This window comes from Vicingus serpentipes, assembly GCF_007993035.1.
Lineage (GTDB): Bacteria > Bacteroidota > Bacteroidia > Flavobacteriales_E > Vicingaceae > Vicingus > Vicingus serpentipes.
In genome coordinates this window covers 545,307-570,794 of sequence record NZ_VOOS01000001.1, presented here as the reverse complement: position 1 = coordinate 570,794, position 25,488 = coordinate 545,307, and the positions used below count along the sequence as shown (strand labels likewise).

The following is a 25,488-nucleotide window of genomic DNA, read 5'->3' as shown; positions in this document are numbered from 1 at the left end:
AAAAAGATGGAGGATTAAGTCCGTCATGACGAGTTTTATTCTTTCAGCATTTCAATGTGAGGAATGTTATCTTCTAAATACATCTCACTTACTTGCTTAAAGCCATGTCGACTATAGAAGTTTAATAAGTATTGCTGAGCTGAAATTCTAATTGGTTGTTTGCCAAATTGGGTTTCAACAAAAGCAAAGCAAGTATTCATTAATTCATCTGCAATTCCAGTTCCTCTGTTGTTTTTATCTACAGCAATTCTTCCAATTGAAATTTCTGGATAAGAAATATTTTGAGGTAAAACTCTTGCCACAGCAATTGTTTCATTTTTGCTGTTTGTTCCAAAAACATGGTATGCTACCTTGTCTTTATTGTCAACATCTTGGTAAGGACAGTCTTGTTCAATTACAAAAACTTCTATTCTTAAAAACAATAAATCATGGTACTCAGGAACAGTAAGTTCGTTAAAGTGTTTTACTTGCCAATTTATTTCCGCCATTCCAATAAGTTTTTGTCGTTTGTTATTATTTTATGGTTTTCCATTAGCCATTGAATTACCTTAATAGTTTTATCTTCTTTTACTTTTTTTATACTATTTACTAAGTCGGTAATGCTAAGAGGTTGTTCTTTTAATAGTTTTTTTAGTTGATCAGATACCGAAGAAAACTCGATGTCGCTCAATTCTAATTTATTTCTTTCCAAACACACATCGCAAATTCCACAACGGTAACTTTCTTTCTCACCATAATAACTCAATAAAATTTGGCTTCTACATTTGTGTTTAGAAAAGGCGTAATAAATTACACTCTCCATTTTCTTAACTGCAATTTCTTTTCGGTCGTGGTAATGTTGTTTTGAAATGTAAAGCGATTTACTTTCTAATCGAGGAGTTAAATAGGTAAGCTGAGGTAAATTGGTTTGTTCGATGTAGCTTATTACTTCTAGTTTGGCTAAGTAGTGTAAACCATCCACAACTTTATCTTTGGTTGTTTTTAATCGTTTGGCAATTTCAAACTCATTAATTTTTGTAAAGTTTTCGAATAGCCCAGCATACGAACGTAAAATGGTTTTGATAAATGAGTCGTATTTCGGGTTTTTAACCTGAAACTCATATAGGTCAGCTTTATTTAATTCAAATTTAATTCGAGAAGGATTGTGATTGGCTTCAGATAAATAGAGATAACCTTCTTTTTCGAGAAATTTTAAACAGTGAAAAACTGTAAATGCTTTAAAGTTGTATTGTTGGCTAAAATCAGCAATATCAAAAAAGTAACTTTCGTTTAATGCTGAACCAATTGGTATTTGAAAATAGTTTGCTAAAGCTTGATAGGTATTTTTTATTGTTTCTAAATCAGGAAAACTATTAGTGATGTTTGCTTCTAAATTTAATCGGTCGTTTTCTTCTAGCAATAAAATTCCGTAGGCTTTTTGTTCATCTCTTCCGGCTCTTCCAGCTTCCTGAAAATAAGCTTCTAGCGATGAAGGTAAATCCATGTGAACGACAGTTCTCACATCGGGTTTATCTATTCCCATTCCAAAAGCATTGGTAGAAACAATTACACGAGTGTTATTATTTATCCAGTTGTTTTGTTTAGTGTTTCGCTCTTCGTTTGTTAATCCTGCATGGTAAAAATCGGCAGAAATACCATTTTGATATAAATGGTAGGCTACATCTTTTGTTCTCTTTCTGTTGTTTACATAAACCACAGATGTTCCTTTTATGCTGTTTAATATTTTAACTAATCGTGTTAATTTATCTTCTTCGTGAACCACAACATAGGCGATATTTTTTCGCTCAAAGCTTTTTTGTAAAACGTTGGCTTGTTTAAATTTTAGCTGTTTTTGAATGTCTTCAACTACCTCAGGAGTAGCTGTTGCAGTTAGCGCTAAAAACGGAATATCTGGTTTTAGTTCTCTTAAGTGGCTAATATTTAAATACGAAGGTCTAAAATCGTAACCCCATTGAGAAATACAATGCGATTCATCAATGGCAAACAAATTAACATTCATTTTCTTTAACCGTTCTTTAAAAATCTCGGTTTCAATTCGTTCAGGCGAAACATATAAAAACTTAACATCGCCATAAGCACAATTATCGAGAGTAATATCTATTTCTCGACTTGTCATTCCAGAATAAATGGCAACAGCTTTAATTCCTCGTTTGGTTAAATTTTCAACCTGGTCTTTCATTAAGGCAATTAATGGAGAAATAACTACACAAATCCCTTCTTTTGATAATGCTGGAACTTGAAAACAAATTGATTTCCCACCTCCGGTTGGTAATAACGCTAACGTATCTTTTCCTTCTAAAGCACTATTAATAATATCTTCTTGCAATGGTCTAAAACCATTGTAACCCCAATATTTTAATAAGATTTGATGAATGTCCATTATTAGCTTACACGTTAATACTTTAAAATTACAATTTTACGTTTACTTAATAGTATCGTCTTTCAATTACTCAATTACTTTTTCTATTTTTACGATATGAATCAATTTATAGCTTTTATAAAATTAATTCGTTTACCGAATTTGCTGATAATAGCTTTCACTCAATATGCTATTCGATTTGCTGTAGTTGGTTCTTTCTTGGGTATAAGTGGCTTTGAGTTACAAATGAGTGAGCTCGATTTCTTTTTGCTGTCGCTTTCTACTGTTATGATTGCTGCTGGCGGCTATATTATTAATGATTATTTTGACACAAAGGTTGATCGTGTAAACCGACCAACTAAAATTATTGTTGGTAAATATATAAAGCGTAGAGTTTGTATGGGCGCACATATTATAATTAACGCTATTGCATTTCTGATAGCTTTATATGTAGCCTACAAAATGGGTAACATTAAATTGGCATTAATTCAGTTTTTGTCGATTGGAGCATTATGGTATTATTCGGTATATTTTAAAAAACAAGTATTAATTGGAAATTTGGTTGTTGCAATATTGGCTGCTTTGGTACCTTTTGTTGCAGGTTATTACGAATTGGTATTACAACAAGTTAATGCTCTTGAAACAGTTAATTTAACGATGTTTTACGTAGAGCAAGGAACAGCTTTTGATGATGTGATGTTGTTGTTTCAACAAATTTTAAAAAACATTATGCAATGGGTAATAGGATATTCATTGTTTGCTTTTTTAAGCACCATTATTAGAGAAATAATAAAAGACATTGAAGATTACGAAGGCGACAAAAAATATGGAAGCAATACCCTGCCAGTTGTTTATGGTAAAAAAATGGCAAAATATGTAGCTCAAGTTGTGGCTGTTTTAATGATGATGATTTTAGGCTTTTTGCAATACCAACAAATACAATCAAACGATACTACTTCGTTTATGTACTTCTTGTTTGCCATTCAAATTCCATTGGGATACATTGTTTTTCAGTTGAGTAAAGCACAAGAAAAAAAGGACTATTCTAAATTGAGTAATTATACCAAATTAGTAATGTTATCCGGAATAGTTTATTCGTTTTTGTTTACTTATTCACTTTTTCAAGCTTAATGAATCCACTAAGTCACATCAAAAAAAACATCATTCTTGCATCAAAATCGCCACGAAGACAACACCTTTTAAAAGACTTGGGAGTTGATTTTGAAATTAGAACCAAAGAAGTAGAAGAGGTTTATCCACCAGAATTGGAACGCGAACAAGTTGCGCTGTTTTTAAGTGAATTAAAAGCAACAGCATTTACTCCTGACTTAACCGATAATGATATCTTAATTACATCAGACACCATTGTTTGCTTGGGAGATAGAATAATTGGTAAACCAAAGGATAGGGATGATGCTTTTAATATGTTAAGCGATTTATCGGGTAACAAGCATGAGGTAATCACGGCAGTTACTTTAACATCAAAAAGTAAACAACATTCATTTTTTGTAGAAACAGAAGTTTATTTTAAAACCTTATCCAATTTTGAAATAGATTATTACATCAATAAATACCAACCATTTGATAAAGCTGGTAGTTATGGTATACAAGAATGGATAGGTTATATTGGTATTGAAAAAATTGTTGGTTCTTATTTCAATGTAATGGGCTTCCCAGTTAAAGAAGTTTACGAAGCTTTGGATGAATTTTAACACATATTTACACTACTTTACATTTGTTTTACCGTTTTTAAAATAGGTGGGTCTATTTTTGGATAGAATTTTAAACTTATTCAAATGAAAAAATACATTGCCGCAATTATTCTTGTTTCGTTTTTTTTGAACACTTACGCACAAGATGGCTTGAGCTTGGAAGCAGGTTTAATTATACCACCAGTTGAACGAGAACTATATTATGATGTAAAACCAAATTATATTCGTCCACTTACTAAAGAAAAAATTAAAGATGCTAAACTACTTAGCGATTTAATTGAAGGTTACCCAACTAACTGGATTTCGAGTTATGTAGTTACCGAAATTTTAACAATCTCAGATGGAAATACAGTTACTACAAAAGGTAAAAATGAAGTGTTAACTGCACAACAAAAGAAAACGTTAGCTACTACTGAAATAGGAAGCGAAGTAGCATTTAATGTAAAGTACATTTACAATAATCCTATTACTGATAAAAATGAGGATAAAGAAATACATGTTGAAATGACTTTAGCTCCTGATATTGAAGCAGAATATATTGAAGGCAACGAAAAATTAATCAACTATTTTAAAGAAAACACAAAAGATAAAGTATCTAAATCTTTATTTAAAGGTATGGAAATGGCAAGGTTTGGTTTTACAATAGATGAGAAAGGGAAAGCTATAAATGCAAAAGTTAAAAACTCAACCGGAGATAATATTGCAGATAAAGTAATTATAGATTTAATTAATAAAATGCCCAATTGGAAACCAGCAAAAGATTTAACTGGTAAATCGGTTCAACAAGAATTTGAATTTTCGGTAGGAAAAGGTGGGTGTTAAGATATTTACACAAAAGACCTTAAATTGGTATCGATTAAATTAAATTTGTATGATGAGCGTAAACAGGTTTACATTAATAGCATTTATAGTATTGATAAGCAATACTATTTACGCTCAAAATTCTGTTCAGCAAAAACATATTGAGGTTTCGTTAAGAATGGTTGGGCATCAATTTTTATTGAGTTTGGGAGATAGCACTTCTCGAATTTTACCCATTAAAAAAGAAAATAATCGTTACCAAATTCAGTTTGAAACTACATTTGAATTTAACCCAGAAGATTTAGTTTCTTCAGTTGATGAAGTGTTTAAGAAAACGGAAATTTCTAACGGATATATATTAGAAGTTGAGGCGTGTGATTCAGCAGGGGTTGTTTACAGTTATGAAGTTAGTGAACTAGAAGGCAAAGGTGTTATTCCTTGTAAAGTACGGGCTTTACCAATAGGGTGTTATAGCTTCTTTTTTACTTTAACAGCTCCAAAAGAAACAATTGTTTCAGTTAATGAAACTACAGCTAATATTACTGAAACCCCAAACAAAAACAACAGCCAGCTAACTTATTATATTATTGCTTTTATCCTTATTGTTGTTGGAGGAATTGTGGTTTATTTAAAAAGAAATAAAAACAAGGAGATTGTTAATCCTAATATTATTTTATTGGGTAATTATCAGTTCAATAAAAGAAATGGAGAGTTATTATTTGGAAAAGATAAAATAGAACTTACAAGCAAAGAGGCTGATTTATTGATGTTGCTTTATAATGAAGTAAACACAACTGTTGAGCGTGAAATTATTTTACAAAGAGTTTGGGGGGATGAAGGAGATTATATTGGAAGAACCTTAGATGTATTTATTTCTAAATTGCGTAAAAAACTAGAAGCTGACTCGGCAATAAAACTCGTAAATATTCGTGGTGTTGGGTATAAGTTGGTGATGGATGTTTAGTTTTTAGGTATTAAATTTCTTCAATTATTGATTCTCCTTCTGATTTATCACCAGAAGTCCATTTCCATTTTTCGTGTAATCTAATTTTTCCTGATGGAGATATTTCAGGATTTGAATTACAGATTCCTGTCATTATTTCATTATTCAAATTTACTTGATGGTAGCTCATTTCAATGTTACCATCTTCATCTACTATTCCAATTAAATGGCCATGTTTAATTTTCCCGCCAGAATATTCTGAAGTTAAGATATTTCCTTTTTGTTTGTAATAAAAGATTGTTTCTTGAGGTGTTTCTCCATTTTCAGAATTACTTAACGCTCTGAATTTTTTACCATTATAATCCATTTTGTTGATTTTAAACGAATATAGCTGTTTTAACTTACAAAGTCAACTAAAAACCACCTCATTTAATTCCCTCAAATTATATCGATTTGCCATTACTTCGCCGTAAGCACCAGCAGTTCTAATAGCAATTACATCACCTCTTTTGGTTTCAGGTAAATCTATTGCTTTTCCAAAACAATCTGAGCTTTCGCAAACAGGTCCAACCACATCATATTTTTGAGTTGGGGCAGAAGAACTTAAGTTTTCAATTTTGTGAGTAGCTTGGTAAAGAGCAGGTCGTAATAACTCAGTCATCCCGGCATCTATAATTGAAAAATTGGTGTTTACTCCATTTTTAATGTACAATACTTTGCTAATTAAATTTCCGCACTGAGCAACAATGGCTCTTCCTAATTCAAAATGTAATTGTTGGCTGGGTTGTAGGGTTAAAAACTGATTAAACAAACCAAAATAGTTTTTAAAATCGGGAATTAAATTTTCGTCTGGATTTTCATAATCTACCCCTAAACCACCGCCAACATTAATGTGTTCTACGATAATGTTGCGAGAAATAAACCAATCTTGTATTTCGTTTACACGAATACACAATCCTTTAAAAACACTTAAATCGGTTATTTGCGAACCAATATGAAAATGCAAACCAATTAATTTAATGTTGTTAAAACTTTTTAAAGCTTCTATCACATTTTCTAATTCCCACATATTAATTCCAAACTTGTTTTCTTCTAAGCCTGTGGTAATATAATGGTGCGTTTTAGCATTCACATTTGGGTTAATACGCAAAGCAATATTTGCCACTTTATTTTTGTTAGCAGCCAATTCGTTGATGACTTCAATTTCGGGTAGCGATTCGCAATTAAAACAAAATATATTGTGGTCTAAACCAATGTTTATTTCTTGATCCGATTTTCCAAGTCCTGCAAAAGCAATAGAAGTATTGTTATAACCACATTCAACAGCCTTTAAAATTTCGTTACCGCTTACGCAGTCTGCTCCTAAACCAAATTGTTTTATGGCGTTTAATATGATATTGTTTGAGTTTGCTTTTAAGGCATAATGCACATGATAATCATATTTATTAGCTTCACTTTTTAAAGCCTTAAGTGTTTGCTCTAGCACATTTAAATCGTAATGATAAAAAGGAGTAGGAGTGTTGCTAAATTTTGTAATAATTTCTGGAGTAAACATAATTAAAACAGTTTTTCGTTTAACGAACGTAAGGCTTCAACTTTATCTGAAGTATTAACCAGAACTGATACATTGTGTTTGCTTCCACCATACGAAATCATACGAATAGGAATGTTTTGTAGAGCATCAAAAATTTGTAATGCGTGTCCTTTACTTTCAGCAATAAAATTTCCAACAATACAAATAATAGATAAATCTGTATCAATTTCTACTGTTCCAAATTTTTTCAATTCTTCAGTAATTTCAGCCAAATTTTGTGTTTCATCAATTGTTAACGATACAGCTACTTCAGAAGTCGTAATCATATCAATTGGAGTTTTGTACATTTCAAAAATCTCGAACACTTTTCGCATAAAACCATAAGCCAATAACATTCGTCCTGACTTAATTTTAACTGCCGTAATATTGTCTTTAGCTGCAATAGCTTTTATACCTTCAATTCCTGTTTTACTGCTTACTAATGTTCCTTCGGCTTCGGGCTGCATTGTATTTTTTAAACGAACGGGAATGTTAGCTAATTTTGCAGGTAATATACTTGATGGGTGTAAAATTTTAGCACCAAAGTAAGCCAACTCAGCAGCCTCATCAAATGAGATATGTGAGAGCGGATATGTATTTTCAACAAATCGAGGGTCATTATTGTGCATGCCATCAATGTCAGTCCAAATCTGAATTTCTTCTGCATTAACTCCAACACCTACTAATGAAGCTGTGTAATCGCTTCCGCCTCTTTTTAAATTGTCAATTTCACCATAACTATTTCTACAAATAAAACCTTGAGTAATAAAGATGTCGCAGTTGTTATGTTCTTTTATTTCTCGTTGAATATTTTCTTTGATGTAAAAGCTGTCAGGTTCATTTTCTTTGTCAATTCGCATAAAATTTAATGCAGGAATTAAGCAAGAATTAATTCCTTGCTCTTGTAATAAAAAATGAAATAAAGCCGTAGAAATTAATTCGCCCTGCGCTAAAATTGCTTTTTCCTCATAAATCGTAAACATATCTTGTGTAAACGATTTTATGTAATTAAAATGTGATTGAATTAATTCACGACCTTTGGATTTAAATTCTTTTGAATAGTATAGCTCTTCAATAGTTTTATTGTATTTTTCTTCTAATCCTAAAATTTGCTCAATAGCACCTTCATAATTCTTCTTGTATAAATACCCGGCTATTTCCACCAAAGTGTTTGTTGTACCCGACATTGCAGATAGAACTACAATGTTTTTTTTTCCGTTTGTCACCAATAGGGCAACTTCTTTCATACGTTCAGCAGAACCTACTGAAGTACCTCCAAATTTTAAGACGATCATTTTATTTACAAATTAGTTTGCGAATGTAAGAAGTAATTTTAAATATTTAAAATAATGTTTTAAATTTAACAAAAATACTTTTAACTGATACAATAGTAAGGTTTTAGTAAATATGAAAATAAAATTAAAGCTGTAGAATTATTCCTATTCATTAACAAATTTTATAAAGGACATCCCTTAAAAAATATTACCTTTGAAACTTTTCAATAAAATAGTAGATGTTAACACTTATCAATAAAGAAATAAGAAGCTTTTTAGGTTCCCTGATTGGTTATATTGTTATCGCTGTTTTTTTAACTACCATTAGTTTGTTTTTATGGATATTTCCAGGAGAAACAAATATTTTAGATTCGGGATACGCAACGATTGCACCTTTATTCTATATTGCGCCATGGGTATTTATGTTTTTAATACCAGCAATTACAATGCGTTTGTTTGCTGAAGAAAGCAGAACAGGAACTATTGAACTATTATTAACAAAACCTCTAACCGATTTTCAAATTGTGTTAGCTAAATACATAGCAGGTTTTTCGTTAGTGCTTTTTTCATTGCTACCCACGTTGGTTTATTTTTATTCAGTTTATAATCTAGGTGCACCTATAGGTAATATTGATGTTGGAGGAACAGTAGGCTCTTATTTTGGATTACTATTTCTAGGAAGTGTTTTTGTTGCTATAGGAGTATTTTCAAGTGCAATAACAAACAATCAAATTATATCATTCATAGTTTCTGTATTTCTATGTTTCTTTTGTTTTATAGGCTTTGAATCGATTAGTTCTTTACAATTATTAGGGCCAATTGATGATATTATAATCAAGTTAGGGATAAATGCACATTACATGTCGATGAGTAGAGGAGTTATTGATACACGTGATGTGATTTACTTTTTAGGAATTATCATGTTGTTTTTATTATTCACTAAAACCACAATAGGGAGTAGAAAATGGTAAAGCACAATCATAACAATAGAAATAGAGATTTAATTACTTTAATAGCAGGGGTAATTATTGTTATACTGGTAAATTTTATTGGTTCTTTTGCCTTTCATCGTTTTGATTTAACATCTGAGAAACGTTATACCATTTCAGATAATAGTAAAGATTTAGCTGCTAACTTAGATGATATTGTTTATGTTAAAGTTTATCTAGAAGGTGATTTTCCGGCAGGTTTTAAACGGTTACGAGATGAAACTCGAGAAATGTTGGATGAATTTAGAGCTTATTCAAACGGATTTATAGAATATGAATTTATTAATCCATCAGAAGACCCAGATCAAAAAGTAAGAGAAGATATCTATAAACAACTATACAAGGAAGGACTTCGACCAACAGATTTAAATGTAAAAGAAGAAGACGGTACCTCAAACAAAATTATTTGGCCTGGTGCTTTAGTTTCATATAAAGGGCAAGAATTTCCAGTGCAATTGCTTAAAAGCCAAATGGGTGTTTCGCCTGAAATGATGTTAAATGGATCAATTGAAGCATTGGAATATGAGTTTGCAAATGCAATTCACAATTTAAAAGTGTTTGAAAAGCCTAGAGTTGCTTTAATTGAAGGACACGGAGAATTAGATAAAGTGGAAACTGCTTCGCTTGCAATGAGTTTAGCCGAATCTTATACAGTTGATAGAATTGCTATAAATGAAGAATTAAGTAGTCTAACAGAACGTGTAATTGTTGATAGTACAAGAGAATATGCTGTAATTAATAAATATGATGCTATAATTATAGCAAAACCAACTCAAAAATTCTCTGAAAAAGATAAGTTTGTTATTGATCAATACATAATGTTTGGTGGTAGAGTTGTTTGGTTGATAGACCCTGTTTTTGCAAGTATGGATAGCTTACAAAATGCAGATGTATCTATGGCAATACCACAAGATTTAAATTTAGATGATCAATTGTTTACTTATGGTGTTAGATTGAATCCTACACTTATTCAAGATTTGCAATCTGCTGCAATACCAGTGATTACTGGTAGAGTAGGAAATCAGCCTAAGCAACAATTGTTTCCTTGGTTCTTTTTCCCATTATTAACTTCAGCGAATAATCATCCCATTGTAAACAACTTAAATGCTGTAAAAGGAGAGTTTACAAGTACAATAGATACAATTGCAAAGCCACGTATTCGTAAAACAGGATTGTTAAAATCTAGTAAATATACCAAGGTTAGTAATACACCTACTCGAATAAGTTTAGGAATGTTGAGGTATGAGCCTGATCAATCCCAGTTTAATGCAGGCCATCAAGTTTCAGCTGTATTATTAGAAGGTTATTTTGAATCTGTATTTAAAAATAGAATTGCTCCTGAAATTTTAAATAGTAATGAGGTTAATTTTCAGCAAGAAAGTAAATTCAACAAAATGGTTGTAATAGCTGATGGAGATATTGCTAAAAACTTTGTAAATCCTAAAACGAGTCAGTATTATGAATTAGGTTTTGATCGTTTTACTAATCAGCAATATGGTAATAATGATTTTATGTTGAATGTAGTTAATTATTTATGTGATGATAGCGGATTGATGGGTGTCCGTTCTAAGAAATTAACGATTAGATTATTGGATAAAACTATTTTAAAGAAAGATAAATTCAAATGGCAACTAATCAACTCTATTCTGCCAATAGGGTTAATTATACTTTTTGGATTAGCCCATTATTACGATAGAAAGAAAAAATATACTAAGTAGATATATTATGAAAAAAAACAAAACACTTCTTATAGTTTTAGTAATTCTTTTAGCAGTTGCAGCTTATTTTTTTGCTACTAAAAATTCTAACACTTTAAAGACTAGAGAAGGTGTGTTGTCTGATTTTGCAATTGAAGATACCACAACTATAGATAAAATTTTCATTGGAAATTCTACTGGAGAGAATGTTACGTTAACTAAAGGTAGTGGAAATGACTGGATTGTTGATGGTAAAAATAAAGCTCGACCAGAAAGTATTTCTATTTTAATGAAAACATTTGCTCGAATTGCAGTAAAATCTCCAGTTTCATCAGCTGCATTTAAGAATGTAGTTACTTCAATAGCAACACAATCTGTAAAAGTTGAAATTTATCAAGGAAATGATCAACCTTCCAAAGTTTATTATGTTGGTGAATCAACTCAAAACCATCAAGGAACTTATATGTTGCTTGAAAAAGCAGGAGTAAAATCAACAGAACCATTTGTAATGTATATACCAGGCTTTTATGGTTATTTAACTACTCGTTTCTATTCAAATCCATTAGAATGGAGAGATGCAGCTGTATTTAAGTATTTGGCAGGCGAGATAAAAGAGATTAAAGTAGATTACTTTAAAAAACCAGAAGAATCTTTTACAATTAAACAAAATGGATTATCAACTGAGTTATATAACAATCAAACTTCACAATTAGTTGAAAATTTTGATTCGTTAACGTTAAAAACATATTTAAGCTTTTTTGATAAAGCTTATTATGAAGGAGTTGTTTTGGAGATGGAGCAAACAAAAAAAGATTCTATAATTGCTTCTGAGCCATATTTTAGCATTCGTGTAACTGATATTTTTGGTAAAGAGAATAAAATGGTTGGTTATTTTATACCTAATAGAAATAATCCAGTTAGCGAAGATGGAACTTCTTATCCTTATGATTTAGATAGGATGTATGGTTATTTTAATGATGAACTATTGGTATATATACAATACAATATGTTTGATAAATACTTACTTCCTAAGAGTTATTTCAACAAAAAATAAGCAAGCTTTATTTTACTTAAGATTTAAATAATGATAATTTTTTTAACATTATTTATAAAAGTGTGTGTTTTTTTAACTAGAGGCTTCCTTTTAAGTTGAATCCCGTCTAATATATTATTAGAAATCAGAAAAAAGATGTAGATTTATTATTAGTTAAAAATCCAATCCATGAAAAAAAATAGACTTGTATTATTGGTATTCTTTCTTTGCTTAGGTTATACAACGGTTTTTGCTCAAGACTCACATGAATCTAAAAAAGTTGATATACAAAATTACCTAACTGAGGAAAAATTAAAAACTGAAGTTAAAGAATTTTTTGTTCGTCAAATTCGTAAAACTGATAAAGTAAAAGAAATAGACAATCACGATTTTGTTCATTTTTGTATAGATAAAAATGCAAAAAGTTCAGTAACATTTCTTCAAAATAAATTTGAAGGTAAGGTTACCATTACAAAAGCAGAATTGATGACTGCTGTTGACGAATTACTTACTGATTTAGCTTACGATTTTAAACAATATCAACTAGATAACCCTAAACCTACAAAAAATCAAAATACAACTAACCCAACTCGCCATTATGATTTATTTGATTTAGGGAATCCTTCAAATTTTAAAGGACCAGGAGAAGCATGTAATAACCCAGATTTTGAAACAGGAGATGCAACGGGTTGGGAGCTATCTACAGGTGAAGTTGATGGAACAGTTGAATATAGTTATATTAATGTAACACCTACCACATTAGGAGGTTCTACTCAACATACAATAATGACTGGAGCAGGTGTAGATGCAATTGGAGGATTTCCAGTTGTAAATCCTGATGGGGGAAATTTTTCATTAATGCTTGGAGATGGTACCGGTACAAATTACAGTGGTGCAGATGCATCCCAAACATTTATGGTTGATGCTAATTCAGCGGCATTTAGTTATAGTTATGCTATTGTTTTAAATGATGCTGGACATACAGCTGCAGAGCAACCTTATTTTAAGGTGAATATGTATGATCAAAATGGAGATCCAATTTCTTGTGGTGAATTTTCTGTTGTAGCAGGAGGTTCGGGAGCAGATCCTGATTTTGTTGCTTATGCTGATGGGGTTTATATGCCTTGGAGAACAACTTTTGCACCATTAGATGCTTATATTGGACAAAATGTTACGATAGAATTTGTTGTTGGAGATTGTGGTCAAGGTGGGCATTACGGTTATGCTTATTTAGATGCATCTTGTCAACCAGCAGAAATACTTGGTCCAGATACAATTACATGTGAAGGCCCGCCAACTATTTCAGCTCCTCCTGGAGCAGCTAGTTATTTATGGAATACTGGAGAAACTACAGAGTCAATTGTAGCATCAACTCCTGGCACATATGAAGTTACTGTAACACCAGTTACAGGGGCAGGTTGTGCCATTATATTAGAAAAAGAAGTTTATGAATTTATAGATACAGTTACAGCAGTATTTACTGCCGTACCAACAACAATTTGTGCTGGCCAATCTATAAACTTTACAGATCAATCATTTCTTTCTGGTTTAGGTACTATAACCGGTTGGGATTGGGATTTTGATGGAGATGGAACAGTCGATAATAATACACAAAGTCCATCACATACTTATAATACACCTGGAACTTATGATGTTAATTTAACAGTTCATACACCAGGTTGTCAAGATGATACAGTTGTACAGGTTGTAGTTGAACCTACATCTACAGCAAACTTTACAGCAACTACTGTATGTATTGGTCAAACAACAGATTTTACAGATGCTTCGAGTGCAGGAGTAGATACATGGAATTGGGATTTCGATAATGATGGAACAGTTGATAATACAACTCAAAACCCAATCCATACGTTTCCTGCTGCAGGTACTTATCCTGTTAATCTTGAGGTTTCTGTAGCCGGATCTTGTACACATGATACTACAATAAATGTAATTGTTGGACCAGCTGCAACAGCTAGCTTTACTGCACCAACAGTTTGTTTGGGTGTTGCTACAAACTTTACAGATGCATCAAGTGCAGGAGTAGATACGTGGGGCTGGGATTTTGATAATGATGGAACAGTTGATGACGCTACACAAAATCCAAGTCATACATTCCCAGCAGCGGGTACATATCCTGTCAACTTAGAAGTGTCAATAGGAGGTTCTTGTGCTCACGATACGACGATTGATGTTACGGTTAACCAAAGTTCGATAGCTATTTTTAGTTCTACTACGGTTTGTTTAGGTGTTGCAACTGACTTTACTGATGCTTCATTGGGAGGTGTAGATACATGGGCATGGGATTTTAATAATGATGGAACTCCTGATGATGCTACACAAAACCCAAGCTACACATTCCCTTCTTCAGGAACGTTCCCTGTAAACTTAGAAGTTTCTGTTGGTGGAGTTTGTACTCATGATACTACAATTAATGTTACAGTTAATCAAACATCAGTTGCAAATTTCTCACCTTTAGACGTATGTTTAGGTATGCCATCTAACTTTACAGACCTTTCTGTTGGAGGAGTAGATACATGGGCATGGGATTTTGATAATGATGGAACAGTTGATGATGTAACACAAAATCCGAGTCATACTTTCCCTTCAGCAGGTTCTTTCCCTGTAACCTTAGAGGTTTCTGTGGGTGGAAATTGTGCTCATGATACAACAATAAACGTTAATGTTAATCAATCTTCTACTGCTAACTTTACTCCTCAAGATGTATGTTTAGGTGTAGCTTCTGAATTTACAGATATTTCTATTGGAGGAGTAGATACATGGGCATGGGATTTTGATAATGATGGAACAATTGATGATGTAACAGAAAACCCTACTCATACATTCCCTACTGCAGGTACTTACCCTGTAAGTTTGGAGGTTTCAGTTGGTGGTTCATGTGTTCATGATACAACAATAGATGTTACAGTTAATCCTAACCCTATAGCGGCATTTACGTTTAGTGATGAATGTTTTGGATCTGCTACAGGATTTACAGATCAATCAAATGGTAATGGAGGTACTATAGATACATGGGCATGGGATTTTACTAATAATGGGACAGTTGACAATACAACAGAAAACCCTTCAAATGGATATTCTGCAGCAGGTAATTATGTAGCAGAGCTTTTAATTGTAACTACTGATGGATGTAAAGATTCTACAACTGTAAATGTTGATGTAGATGCTATTCCAGTTGCAAATTTTGGAGCGACTACAGAATGTTTGGGTAATATTACAACCTTTACTGATAGCTCTACTGTAAATAACAGTAATGTAGTTCAATGGAGTTGGGATTTTGGAGATGTGGCAGGAACAAGTGTAGCTCAAAACCCAACTTACACATACACAGGAGTTGGTTCTTACAATGTTTCATTAACAGCTACATCTGATAGCGGTTGTATTAATACTGTTATTATCCCTGTTAATGTTAGCCCTAATCCAATTGCAAACTTTACTACAGATACAGCTTGTTCTACTTATGCTTCAATATTTACTGATGTTACAACCCTTGGCTTAATGGGAATAGAAACATGGGAATGGGATTTTGATAATAATGGAACAGTTGATAATGGAACACAAAATCCAACAAACATATTTGCAGGAGCAGGAACTTATCCTGTTGGGTTAAATGTAATTGATAGTGTTGGGTGTTCTCATGATACTATATTAAATGTTATTGTTTCTGAAAATCCAATTGCAGCCTTTACTTTTAGTGATGAATGTTTTGGAACTAACACAACATTTACAAATCAATCTCTAGATAATGGAGGAGTAACACCAATTGACACTTGGTCATGGGATTTTGATGGTGATGGAGTTGAGGATGATAATGTAAGTGACCCAACATTCTTGTTTACTTCTTCAGGAACTTATTCTACGCAATTAATTGTATCTACTTCTTTAGGATGTAAAGATTCAACAACAGTTGTAGTTGATGTTGATGATGTACCTGTTGCTAATTTTGGCGGAACAAATGAATGTTTAGGAAATTTAACAATATTTACTGATAGTTCTTCAGTAAACATTGGTAATATTAATCAGTGGGATTGGAATTTTGGTGATGGAATAGGAACTAGTGTTTTACAAAATCCAACATATACCTATACAACAGCAGGTATTAAAAATGTAACCTTAACAGTCTATTCAGATAGTGGTTGTACGCATACATTTAATACTAACGTTGAAGTTTACGCTAACCCAATTGCTAATTTTACCCCAGATACTGTATGTAATAGTGCTGAATCAAGTTTTATTGATATTTCCAATTTAGGAAGTGTTGGAATAGAAACATGGGATTGGGATTTTGATAATAATGGTAGTTCGGATGATGTAACTCAAAATCCAACATACACATTCTCAGGAGCTGGTGATTATTTAGTAAATTTAAATGTAGTTGACAGTTTTGGTTGTACTCATGATACTACAAAAACAGTTACAGTGTCTGAGAATCCAATAGCTGATTTCACTTTTAGTAGTGAGTGTTTTGGAACAGGAACTGCTTTTACTGATTTATCTCTTAACAATGGTGGAACTACTACGATCAATTCTTATGAATGGGATTTTGATGGTGATGGTGTAATTGATAATTCTACTCAGAATCCAAATTACGTTTTCACTTCAGCAGGTAGTTTTAATACAGAATTATTTGTTAGCAGTGCTTTAGGATGTAAAGATTCAATAACTATTTCAGTAAATGTAAATCCTATACCTGTGGCTAATTTCGGATTGGAAAATGTATGTTTAAATACAGAAGGTACATTTAACGATAGTTCAACCGTTGTATCAGGTTCAATAGCTAGTTGGGATTGGGATTTTCAAACTGATGGAACTATAGATGATAATAATCAAAGTCCAACTTTTACATACTTAGTAGCAGGAGTTTATAATGTAACACTTACGGTAACAACTGATAGTGCTTGTTCAAATACTATCGTTTTACCTGTTGAGGTTTATCCTAACCCTACTGCTAATTTTGATACTACAGATGTATGTTTAAATGTTGCTGCTCAATTTACTGACCAATCAAATGGAAATGGAGGAACAATAGATACATGGGAATGGGATTTTGATAATGATGGTACAGTTGATAATATAACACAAAATCCAAATTATAATTATTCTTCAGATGGAACTTATAATGTTGAGTTAGTAATATCTACAGTTTCAGGATGTAAGGATACCTTAATGAAAACAGTTTCTATTTACCCTATGCCAACAGCTGACTTTACTTTTGTAAATTCATGCTTTATGGATTCAGTTGAATTTACTGATAACTCAAATGTGACATCAGGTACTGTTGATCAATGGCAATGGAGTTTTGGAAATACTCAAACTTCTAATGTTCAAAGTCCTTCAGAATATTATACTAATGAAGGTTCTTACAATGTTGAGTTAATAGTTACAACTAATAATAATTGTTCAGATACTATAGCTAAATCAAATATTGAAGTTTGGCCTCTACCAGTTGTTGATTTCTCACCTACTGCAGTGTGTTTAAATGAAACCACACAATTTGAAGATTTATCTACAGTGTCTAATACTTATACTGCAAATAACAATGTTCAGTGGGATTGGAATTTTGGTAATGCTTTAGGAATGAGCTCAGATCAGAATCCTACTTATGCATATCCAGTTGACGGAGTTTATAATGCAACGTTAATAGTTACAACTGATAATAACTGTGTAGATTCAATTACAAAACCTGTAACAGTGAATCCATTACCAATTGTTGATTTTGTAGCTGATATAACTTCGGGATGTACACCAGTAGAGGTTAACTTCACTGATTTAACAACTTTAAATGGAGGTGATATGTCTACATCTACTTGGGCTTGGGACTTTAATGGAGATGGTAATATGGATTTACAAAGTCAAAATCCATTATGGCAATTTACAAATCCATCTAATAGTAGTGTGAGAGATTATGATATAACATTAACAGTTACTTCAGAACATGGTTGTGTAGGTATATTAACTAAGTCTGATTATATTAATGCTTATCCAATTCCTTTAGCTAGCTTTAGTTTCGCTCCAAATGAAGTGACGATAGTGGATAAAGAAGTTACATTTACAGACCAGTCAATTATTGCAAGTTCTTGGCAATGGGATTTAGGTGATGGAACCCAAACTACAGTTACACATCCAATTCATGAATATGCTGATACTGGATTCTACTGGGTTACATTAAACATTGCAAATGAATATGGATGTACAGATTCTACAGCTAAATTAATTAGAATCAATCCAATATATGCAATATGGATACCTAATGCCTTTACTCCAAATGGAGATAATACAAATGATTACTTTTATGTTGATGGATATGGAATTAAAGAGTTGCAGGTTCAAATCTATGATAGATGGGGTCTTCAGTTGTATGATGGTATAGGATTGGATCAATCATGGGATGGAACTTATAAAGGTAAGTTAGTTCAGTTGGATGTATATGTGTATAAAGTGAGAGCTAAAGATGTATTTGATGAATGGCACGATTACATTGGTAAAGTTACAGTTGTTGAATAAGAACAAAAACTTAATAACAAAAAAGGCTCGCTATATAGCGAGCCTTTTTTGTTATTAAAAAACGATTATTAATCCCTTAAATCAATAATTTCAACAGAAGGGTACTTTGATTTGTTGAATGTGAAATGAGAGTCAGAAATAGCTGTATTTGGAGTAAACGACTTAATTTTATAATTAGATTGAGTTCCATCTTTACCAAACATAGTTACTTCAGTAATTTGTTGTTTTACTTTGTCTATCATTATACTAATTCTATGATAAGCTTTAGCTTCAGGGTCTTTTGGATATAAGTTTACGGTTTGTATATTGTTTTTTTCTTCTACAAATTTGTATTTAAATCCAGTTTCATAAAGCGTAAAAATTTTATTAGGGCTTATACCTTCATCATCATCTTCAGAAACACTATTAATTTGTACTTCTTCAGATTCTTTAATATGAGTCCATATTGTTTTACCATCAGAAATAATATCTTGACCTTGAATAGTTAAAAAATAACTATTCCCTTTTATTTCTATTTTTCCAGTTTGAGTTTCGTTTAATCCATCAGATTTATTAATCATTGAATATTGAAAATCGGCTTTAATACTGGAGTACGATTTAGTTTTAGCGCTTAATTTATCTAATATTTCTTTTGCTTTTGCATCTTCTTGAGCATTCATGTTAAATGCTAATAAACCAGCAAATAATAGGGTGGTTAATTTTTTCATTGTATCTTTTTTAATTATTGATTCATGTCTTTCAAAAACTGTTCCAAAGTATCTAAATCTGATATTAATACTTGTCTTGCTTTACTTCCTTCAAAAGGGCCTATAATTCCAGCTGCTTCCATTTGGTCAATTAATCTTCCTGCTCTGTTGTAGCCAATTTTCATTTTTCGTTGCAACAATGATGCTGAACCTTGCTGGTGTTGAACTAACATTCTAGCTGCATCATCAAATAAAGCATCTTTATCTTCGTCGTCAAATGTACCAGAACCTCCAGTTGCAGATTCGCCAACATATTCAGGTAATGTAAATATTTCTGGATAACCTCTTTGGTTACCAATAAATTCACAAATACGTTCAACTTCTGGTGTATCTACAAAAGCACATTGTACCCGAATTAAGTCATTTCCTTGAGAGAAAAGCATATCTCCTTTACCAATTAATTGGTCAGCACCACTTGAATCTAATATTGTTCGAGAATCGATACCAGAAGTTACTCTAAAAGCAATTCTACCAGGGAAGTTTGCCTTTATAATACCAGTAATAATATTTGCAGAAGGACGTTGTGTTGCGATTATTAAATGGATACCAATTGCTCTGGCTAATTGAGCTAAACGAGCAATAGGAGTTTCTACTTCTTTACCAGCAGTCATTATTAAATCGGCAAACTCATCAATAACCAAAACAATATATGGTAAAAATTTATGGCCATCATTTGGATTTAATTTACGAGCTATAAATTTGGCGTTATATTCCACAATGTTTCTAACCATTGCATTTTTTAACAATTCATATCGCTGATCCATCTCAATACATAACGAGTTTAATGTATTAATAACTTTTTGGTTGTCAGTTATTATAGCATCTTCAGAGTCTGGAAGTTTCGCTAAAAAGTGACGTTCGATTTTGTTGTAAAGAGTAAGTTCTACTTTTTTAGGATCAACCAAAACAAATTTAAGTTGAGCAGGATGTTTTTTATAAAGCAAAGAAGTAAGTACCGCATTTAAACCAACAGACTTACCTTGTCCAGTCGCTCCAGCCATTAAAAGGTGAGGCATTTTAGCTAAGTCAAAAACAAAAGTTTCATTTGTAATAGTTTTACCCATTACAACAGGTAGCTCCATTTTTGCGTTTTGAAACTTATCAGAAGCAATTACATTTCGCATTGGTACAACTTCTGGATTTTGATTAGGCACTTCAATTCCAATTGTTCCTTTTCCTGGAATAGGAGCTATAATACGAATTCCAAGGGCAGCTAAACTTAAGGCAATATCATCCTCTAAGTTTTTAATTTTCGAAATTCTTACACCAGCCTCTGGAACAATTTCATATAATGTTACAGTTGGGCCTATAGTAGCTTTTATGCTGGCTATCTTAATGTTGTAATTGCCTAATGTTTCAAGAATTCTATTTTTATTTGCTTCTAATTCTTCTGGACTTACTCTTTTTTGAGTGTTTCCAAAATCTTTTAATAAATCAATAGAAGGTAATTGGTATGACGATAAGTCGAGTGTTGGGTCATATTCTCCAAATTCAGCTACTTTTTTGTTTAGCTCAGATTCGGATAAAACTTCATCTTCATTTTCTGTTTCTTCAACCGAAAATTCAATCTCATCACTTGTACTTTCAGTTTTAACAATAGGAGGAGTTGAATCTAAAATAATACTATCTTTTGGTTCGGATTCTTCATTTTTAATATCTAATTCATCTGTAATAGATTCAGTTGTTAGTTCTATAGGTTCTTCTGCTTTAGAAATTAAAGGAGTTTCTGTTTCCTCATCAATACCTTTTTCAAAATTAACTTCTTCATTTTCAACTGGTATGTTGTGAGAATTCTCTTTAAAAGGTTCAATATCTTTCTCTTCAGCTATTTCCTTTTTAGGAAGAATATCGAAGGAAATGTTAAAGTTGAAAACTAAAAAAATGAGTAAGCTTAAAAACAAAACTAGCCCAACACCAATATTACCAATGATGCTTCCAATCCAAATATTTGTTTGATATCCAAAAGCTCCTCCAAGTATTGCCGTTTTTGAAAATACATAACCAAAAGCAATAGATAGCCATACCATAGAAAATACGGTGTATCTAAATGATTTAGATAAAGGTAATAAATTTGATTTGAAAAGAATTCTAAAACCGATTAAAAAAGTAAGAAAAGGCAACAAGAAAGCAGAGATTCCAAAGCCAGCATAAATTAATTGATGAGAAACCAATGCACCTAATTTACCAAGCCAGTTTTCAACTTGAATTTCAGAGTTAAATAAAATCTCATTCCAAGTATGATTTAGTTTGTCTTGATCAATTTTCCATGTAAATAGATAAGCAGAAAGAGCTAATAAAAGAAAAACAGAAAAAACAAGAAAAACCAATCCAGTTATTTTAGTTACTTTTTCGTTGTTTAAAATGCCAGTAATGGTTGGTTTTATTTTTGAAATAAAACCAAGCTTAAAAGCTGTTTTTTTGTCTTTTGTCTCTTTGTCTTTAGTCGGTTCGGTTGATTTTTTTAGTTGATTTCTAGCCATTAATAATATGCATATACAATTCAATCAAATGTATTGAATTGATTGGGGGTAAAGTAAAAGATTGTTTTATATTAAGTAACAATAAATTGTGAATAATTATTGTCTTAAAAGAAGGCTAAATTGCTAATTGAAACTTTCAAAAATTTCTTTCATTTCTTTATCCATTTCTGGTTCAGAAATTAATTTATAATCTTTAGAAATTTCAAATTCAGCATCATCAATTTCTTTAAATTCAATTTTAGAGGCGGTAAAACGCATACATACGTCGTATTTTTCGTATTGGTATTCTAACATAACACCATCAATGTCAGCAAATTCATTACACCAGTTTGGAGTCTTTAATCCAATTTTATCTGTGTAGTAAACAGTAAATGCATCTTGCTTTTCATTGTTTACGGTTACAATAGCTTTTTTGCAATTATAGCCTAATATGTTTTTTATTTCAGTGGTGTGTTCAACAGTAAATGAAGGGTTTTTACTAATCGATTTTTTAATTCCATCTCCATCAAGTTGAAGTGCATATTTTTTATTGATAAGTTTTACTTGTTGAATAAACTGGTTGTTGTTTTGATCGCAAATAAAACTTGATCTAAACATACCCATTCCAGCAGAAAGATTAGTAGAGTATACATCCTCTTTAAACTTCATAACCATTTTTCTAGGCATAAAATCTAACATAAAATTCTTTTTATCCATTTTGGGATAACTAATTTTATATTCAATCTCGCCTTCTTCTTGAGTGGTAGTGTCTCCTCCACAACTATTAAATAGAAGTGAAAAACTAAAAAAGATTATAAAGTAAATTATTTTTTTCAATGCCAAAAGTTTAGGCGTAATTCACAAATATATTATAATCTTTTTAGAAGTTTCGATTAATTGTAATTATTTATAGTTTAATAGGTTAAGGTTAGGGTTTAATAGCCTAATATTTTTAACATTGATTTAGCACTTTGCTCTTTGCTAAATAGTTTTGTTGTGTAATCCCCATCTTCATCAAGATCTACCACAACATGTTTAGGTGATGGAATTAAACAATGTTTTATTCCTCCGTAACCACTTAAAGCTTCTTGATAAGCACCAGTATTAAAAAATGCAATATAAAGAGGTTCTTCAGTTGTGTTTTTAATTTTAGGTAAAAATATTTGGTTAACATGTGCTTCAGAATTGTAATAATCTAGACTGTCGCATGTCATTCCACCTACGTTAGCACGTTGAAATTCTTCATCCCAATGATTTATTGCTAATAAAATATATCGCTGATTAATTGCCCAAGAATCAGGAAGAGTGGTTATAAAAGAGTTGTCTACCATGTACCACATTTCTGTATCATTTTGCTCTTTCACATCAATTACTGAGTAAATATTTACTCCACTTTCAGCAACCGTGTAACCGCCAAATTCTGTAAATATGTTAGGTTCTTTAACTCCTTTACTGTTGCAATAGCTCTTTATTTGAGCTACAATTTCTTCAATCATGTATTCATATTCAAACTCAAATCCAAGAGAGTTTTTAAAAGGTAGTCCACCACCAATGTTAAGGCCGTCTAATTCAGGGCATATTTTCTTTAATTCACAATAAATATTTAATGCTTTTAATAATTCTGTCCAATAATAGGTGGTGTCTTTTATGCCTGTATTAATGAAAAAGTGCAACATTTTAAGGTTTACATTTTCAAGTGGTTTTATTTTTGTTTTGTAAAACTCTTGAATGTCTTTGTGGCGAATTCCTAATCTTGAAGTGTAAAACTCAAAAGAAGGTTCTTCTTCAGAAGCAATACGAATTCCAATATTTATTTCAGTTTTTTTGTTAGAATTACTAATGTAGTAATCTAATTCTCTTTTATTATCAAGGATTGGAACTATATTAAATCCATCATGAATTAAGTCAAGTACTCCACTAAGGTATGGTTCTCTTTTAAAGCCATTGCTAATGATGAAGTTACTTTTAGTAATTTTTTTGTTAGCATGTAATTCTTTTATTATTTCAATATCATATGCTGAAGAAGTTTCGATATGAGCATCGTTTTTTAGTACTTCTTCTAAAATAAATGAAAAATGAGAACTTTTTGTGCAATAACAATAGGTATATTTGGCATCATAATTTACCTTTGCCATAGCAACATTAAACATTGTTTTTGCATTGTTTATTTGTTGAGCAATTTTAGGTAAGTAAGTTAATTTTAAAGGCGTACCATATTGCTTAATTATATCCATTAATGGGATGTTGTGAAAGTATAATTCGCTGTCAATTACTTTGAAACCATCTTTTGGAAAGTCAAAGGTTTGCTCGATTAAGTCTTGGTATTTGTTTTTCATAATAAATATTTAACTTACTTAGTTTGGTGTAAAAATACAAAAGTAAATGAGTTGGATTGTTAATTTTAGATATATTTAACTATGAAGAAGATAAACATAATAAAAAACCGGTCGGACATAGGTGCAGGAACTAGAGGTTCTGATTTAGGTGTTGATGCTATTGAAATAGCAGCAATAAATGCAAATAGCGATTTTTTTAATTGCTATGAGTATTCTGATTTAGAAACAGCTAATGAGGCAGTTTATGAAAAACAAGAGACCTTATATGCTTTAAGAGTAGGTAAGGTACTTGAGGTGTGTGAGCGACTAAGTATTGCAGTTAAGTTGTGTTTAAAAGAAGAGAAATTTCCTTTGGTATTGTCAGGTGATCATTCATCCGCATTAGGTTCTATTAGTGGAGTGAAGTGTGCTAACCCAGATAAAAGGGTTGGAGTTGTGTGGATTGATGCACATGCAGATATTCATTCTCCACATACCACTCCATCTGGTAATATTCATGGTATGCCATTAGCAGCAGCTTTAGCTGATGATAATATGGATAGAAAAGTAAATGAAGTATCTGAAACTACCCATAAAAATTGGGAGGCTATGAAGAGTATTGGTGGAATTTCACCAAAAATTAAACATGAAGATTTAGTTTATTTTGGAGTAAGAGATACTGAAGAACCTGAAGATTATACCATTGCAAAAAATGGCATTAAAAATTATAAAGTTGAAGAGGTTCGGTATAGAGGAATGGAAGTCTGTTTAGCTGAAACGTTAGATAGGTTAAAGCATTGTGATTTAATTTACATCTCGTTTGACGTAGATAGTATGGATTGTGATTTAATTTCGAAAGGAACGGGAACACCAGTTTCAAAAGGATTTGATCAGCATGAAATAAAACAAATAATAAACGGTGTTATTAAAAGTGGAAAAGTTGCTTGTGTAGAAATAGTTGAAGTTAATCCATGTTTAGATAACAAAGGAAATGTAATGGCAGAAACAGCTTTTGAGGTGTTGGAAAACATTACTAAAACAATTGAAGAAGTAAATATTAAATAA

General features: G+C 31.7%; 18 protein-coding genes. 9 read left to right on the top strand and 9 right to left on the bottom strand.

Annotated elements, in window-relative coordinates; translation table 11 throughout:
• Positions 1 to 35: 35 nt before the first annotated feature.
• Both FRY74_RS02520 and FRY74_RS02515 read right to left on the bottom strand, forming a co-directional pair.
• Entirely contained in the window at positions 36 to 488 is a 453-nt protein-coding gene (locus FRY74_RS02520) for a GNAT family N-acetyltransferase (RefSeq protein ID WP_223265801.1), read from the bottom strand.
• Positions 476 to 2,380, bottom strand: coding sequence for a RecQ family ATP-dependent DNA helicase (locus FRY74_RS02515; RefSeq protein WP_147098295.1), 1,905 nt, complete (start codon positions 2,378 to 2,380; stop codon positions 476 to 478). Before FRY74_RS02515 ends, FRY74_RS02520 begins: the two co-directional genes overlap by 13 nt.
• A 96-nt stretch (positions 2,381 to 2,476) precedes the next feature.
• Here FRY74_RS02515 and FRY74_RS02510 point away from each other — a divergent pair, with 96 nt between their 5' ends.
• The 4 genes from FRY74_RS02510 (at position 2,477) to FRY74_RS02495 (ending at position 5,836) form a co-directional block, all read left to right on the top strand.
• Positions 2,477 to 3,490, top strand: a complete 1,014-nt coding sequence (locus FRY74_RS02510; protein WP_147098293.1) for a geranylgeranylglycerol-phosphate geranylgeranyltransferase — start codon at positions 2,477 to 2,479, stop codon at positions 3,488 to 3,490.
• Positions 3,490 to 4,071: a Maf family nucleotide pyrophosphatase gene (locus tag FRY74_RS02505; RefSeq protein WP_147098291.1), complete on the top strand. Its 582-nt coding sequence runs from the start codon at positions 3,490 to 3,492 to the stop codon at positions 4,069 to 4,071. Before FRY74_RS02510 ends, FRY74_RS02505 begins: the two co-directional genes overlap by 1 nt.
• Positions 4,072 to 4,155: 84 nt before the next feature.
• Positions 4,156 to 4,893 carry an energy transducer TonB gene (locus FRY74_RS02500; RefSeq protein ID WP_147098289.1) on the top strand — a complete coding sequence of 246 codons (738 nt, stop codon included), beginning with the start codon at positions 4,156 to 4,158 and terminating at the stop codon, positions 4,891 to 4,893.
• 52 nt (positions 4,894 to 4,945) lie between these two features.
• Positions 4,946 to 5,836: a winged helix-turn-helix domain-containing protein gene (locus tag FRY74_RS02495; RefSeq protein ID WP_223265800.1), complete on the top strand. Its 891-nt coding sequence runs from the start codon at positions 4,946 to 4,948 to the stop codon at positions 5,834 to 5,836.
• 10 nt (positions 5,837 to 5,846) lie between these two features.
• On the opposite strand, the gene FRY74_RS02490 is transcribed toward FRY74_RS02495, so the two are convergent.
• The 3 genes from FRY74_RS02490 to FRY74_RS02480 are packed head-to-tail and all read right to left on the bottom strand — an operon-like array spanning position 5,847 to position 8,683.
• Complete coding sequence (locus FRY74_RS02490; protein ID WP_147098286.1) at positions 5,847 to 6,182, bottom strand: n-acetylglutamate synthase; 336 nt, start codon at positions 6,180 to 6,182, stop codon at positions 5,847 to 5,849.
• A gap of 42 nt (positions 6,183 to 6,224) precedes the next feature.
• Positions 6,225 to 7,370 carry a diaminopimelate decarboxylase gene (gene lysA / locus FRY74_RS02485; protein ID WP_147098284.1) on the bottom strand — a complete coding sequence of 382 codons (1,146 nt, stop codon included), beginning with the start codon at positions 7,368 to 7,370 and terminating at the stop codon, positions 6,225 to 6,227.
• 2 nt (positions 7,371 to 7,372) lie between these two features.
• Positions 7,373 to 8,683 (bottom strand): aspartate kinase, encoded by a 1,311-nt coding sequence (locus FRY74_RS02480; RefSeq protein ID WP_147098282.1) that lies wholly within the window; start codon positions 8,681 to 8,683, stop codon positions 7,373 to 7,375.
• A 218-nt stretch (positions 8,684 to 8,901) separates the two neighbouring features.
• Here FRY74_RS02480 and gldF point away from each other — a divergent pair, with 218 nt between their 5' ends.
• The 4 genes from gldF (at position 8,902) to FRY74_RS02460 (ending at position 18,903) form a co-directional block, all read left to right on the top strand.
• Positions 8,902 to 9,633, top strand: coding sequence for a gliding motility-associated ABC transporter permease subunit GldF (gene gldF, locus FRY74_RS02475; RefSeq protein ID WP_147098281.1), 732 nt, complete (start codon positions 8,902 to 8,904; stop codon positions 9,631 to 9,633).
• A complete protein-coding gene (gene gldG / locus FRY74_RS02470) occupies positions 9,627 to 11,369 on the top strand; it encodes a gliding motility-associated ABC transporter substrate-binding protein GldG (protein ID WP_147098279.1) in 1,743 nt (580 codons plus the stop codon). Before gldF ends, gldG begins: the two co-directional genes overlap by 7 nt.
• Positions 11,370 to 11,376: 7 nt before the next feature.
• On the top strand, positions 11,377 to 12,402 hold the full coding sequence (locus tag FRY74_RS02465) for a DUF4340 domain-containing protein (RefSeq protein WP_147098277.1): 1,026 nt from the start codon (positions 11,377 to 11,379) through the stop codon (positions 12,400 to 12,402).
• A gap of 168 nt (positions 12,403 to 12,570) precedes the next feature.
• Positions 12,571 to 18,903, top strand: a complete 6,333-nt coding sequence (locus FRY74_RS02460; RefSeq protein ID WP_147098275.1) for a PKD domain-containing protein — start codon at positions 12,571 to 12,573, stop codon at positions 18,901 to 18,903.
• A 68-nt stretch (positions 18,904 to 18,971) separates the two neighbouring features.
• On the opposite strand, the gene FRY74_RS02455 is transcribed toward FRY74_RS02460, so the two are convergent.
• The 4 genes from FRY74_RS02455 to FRY74_RS02440 all read right to left on the bottom strand — a co-directional run bounded on the left by FRY74_RS02455 (position 18,972) and on the right by FRY74_RS02440 (position 24,444).
• Positions 18,972 to 19,610 (bottom strand): LolA family protein, encoded by a 639-nt coding sequence (locus FRY74_RS02455; RefSeq protein WP_147098273.1) that lies wholly within the window; start codon positions 19,608 to 19,610, stop codon positions 18,972 to 18,974.
• 14 nt (positions 19,611 to 19,624) lie between these two features.
• On the bottom strand, positions 19,625 to 22,129 hold the full coding sequence (locus FRY74_RS02450; protein ID WP_147098271.1) for an FtsK/SpoIIIE family DNA translocase: 2,505 nt from the start codon (positions 22,127 to 22,129) through the stop codon (positions 19,625 to 19,627).
• Between the two features lie 123 nt (positions 22,130 to 22,252).
• On the bottom strand, positions 22,253 to 22,945 hold the full coding sequence (locus FRY74_RS02445) for a hypothetical protein (protein ID WP_147098269.1): 693 nt from the start codon (positions 22,943 to 22,945) through the stop codon (positions 22,253 to 22,255).
• Positions 22,946 to 23,043: 98 nt separating this feature from the next.
• The gene (locus FRY74_RS02440) at positions 23,044 to 24,444 is read right to left on the bottom strand and encodes a type III PLP-dependent enzyme domain-containing protein (protein ID WP_147098267.1); all 1,401 of its coding nucleotides are present in this window, start codon (positions 24,442 to 24,444) and stop codon (positions 23,044 to 23,046) included.
• Between the two features lie 81 nt (positions 24,445 to 24,525).
• On the opposite strand from FRY74_RS02440, the gene rocF reads away from it, so the two are divergent.
• Positions 24,526 to 25,488 carry an arginase gene (gene rocF, locus FRY74_RS02435; protein WP_147098265.1) on the top strand — a complete coding sequence of 321 codons (963 nt, stop codon included), beginning with the start codon at positions 24,526 to 24,528 and terminating at the stop codon, positions 25,486 to 25,488.

What these genes read in the sequence shown, in the direction of transcription:
- FRY74_RS02460 (WP_147098275.1), top strand. Translation starts at nt 12,571, where the DNA reads ATGAAAAAAAATAGACTTGTATTATTGGTATTCTTTCTTTGCTTAGGT.
- FRY74_RS02505 (WP_147098291.1), top strand. Translation starts at nt 3,490, where the DNA reads ATGAATCCACTAAGTCACATCAAAAAAAACATCATTCTTGCATCAAAA.
- FRY74_RS02510 (WP_147098293.1), top strand. Translation starts at nt 2,477, where the DNA reads ATGAATCAATTTATAGCTTTTATAAAATTAATTCGTTTACCGAATTTG.
- rocF (WP_147098265.1), top strand. Translation starts at nt 24,526, where the DNA reads ATGAAGAAGATAAACATAATAAAAAACCGGTCGGACATAGGTGCAGGA.
- FRY74_RS02515 (WP_147098295.1), bottom strand. Translation starts at nt 2,380, where the DNA reads ATGGACATTCATCAAATCTTATTAAAATATTGGGGTTACAATGGTTTT.
- FRY74_RS02465 (WP_147098277.1), top strand. Translation starts at nt 11,377, where the DNA reads ATGAAAAAAAACAAAACACTTCTTATAGTTTTAGTAATTCTTTTAGCA.
- FRY74_RS02480 (WP_147098282.1), bottom strand. Translation starts at nt 8,683, where the DNA reads ATGATCGTCTTAAAATTTGGAGGTACTTCAGTAGGTTCTGCTGAACGT.
- lysA (WP_147098284.1), bottom strand. Translation starts at nt 7,370, where the DNA reads ATGTTTACTCCAGAAATTATTACAAAATTTAGCAACACTCCTACTCCT.
- FRY74_RS02500 (WP_147098289.1), top strand. Translation starts at nt 4,156, where the DNA reads ATGAAAAAATACATTGCCGCAATTATTCTTGTTTCGTTTTTTTTGAAC.
- FRY74_RS02490 (WP_147098286.1), bottom strand. Translation starts at nt 6,182, where the DNA reads ATGGATTATAATGGTAAAAAATTCAGAGCGTTAAGTAATTCTGAAAAT.
- gldG (WP_147098279.1), top strand. Translation starts at nt 9,627, where the DNA reads ATGGTAAAGCACAATCATAACAATAGAAATAGAGATTTAATTACTTTA.
- gldF (WP_147098281.1), top strand. Translation starts at nt 8,902, where the DNA reads ATGTTAACACTTATCAATAAAGAAATAAGAAGCTTTTTAGGTTCCCTG.
- FRY74_RS02520 (WP_223265801.1), bottom strand. Translation starts at nt 488, where the DNA reads ATGGCGGAAATAAATTGGCAAGTAAAACACTTTAACGAACTTACTGTT.
- FRY74_RS02450 (WP_147098271.1), bottom strand. Translation starts at nt 22,129, where the DNA reads ATGGCTAGAAATCAACTAAAAAAATCAACCGAACCGACTAAAGACAAA.
- FRY74_RS02495 (WP_223265800.1), top strand. Translation starts at nt 4,946, where the DNA reads ATGAGCGTAAACAGGTTTACATTAATAGCATTTATAGTATTGATAAGC.
- FRY74_RS02455 (WP_147098273.1), bottom strand. Translation starts at nt 19,610, where the DNA reads ATGAAAAAATTAACCACCCTATTATTTGCTGGTTTATTAGCATTTAAC.
- FRY74_RS02440 (WP_147098267.1), bottom strand. Translation starts at nt 24,444, where the DNA reads ATGAAAAACAAATACCAAGACTTAATCGAGCAAACCTTTGACTTTCCA.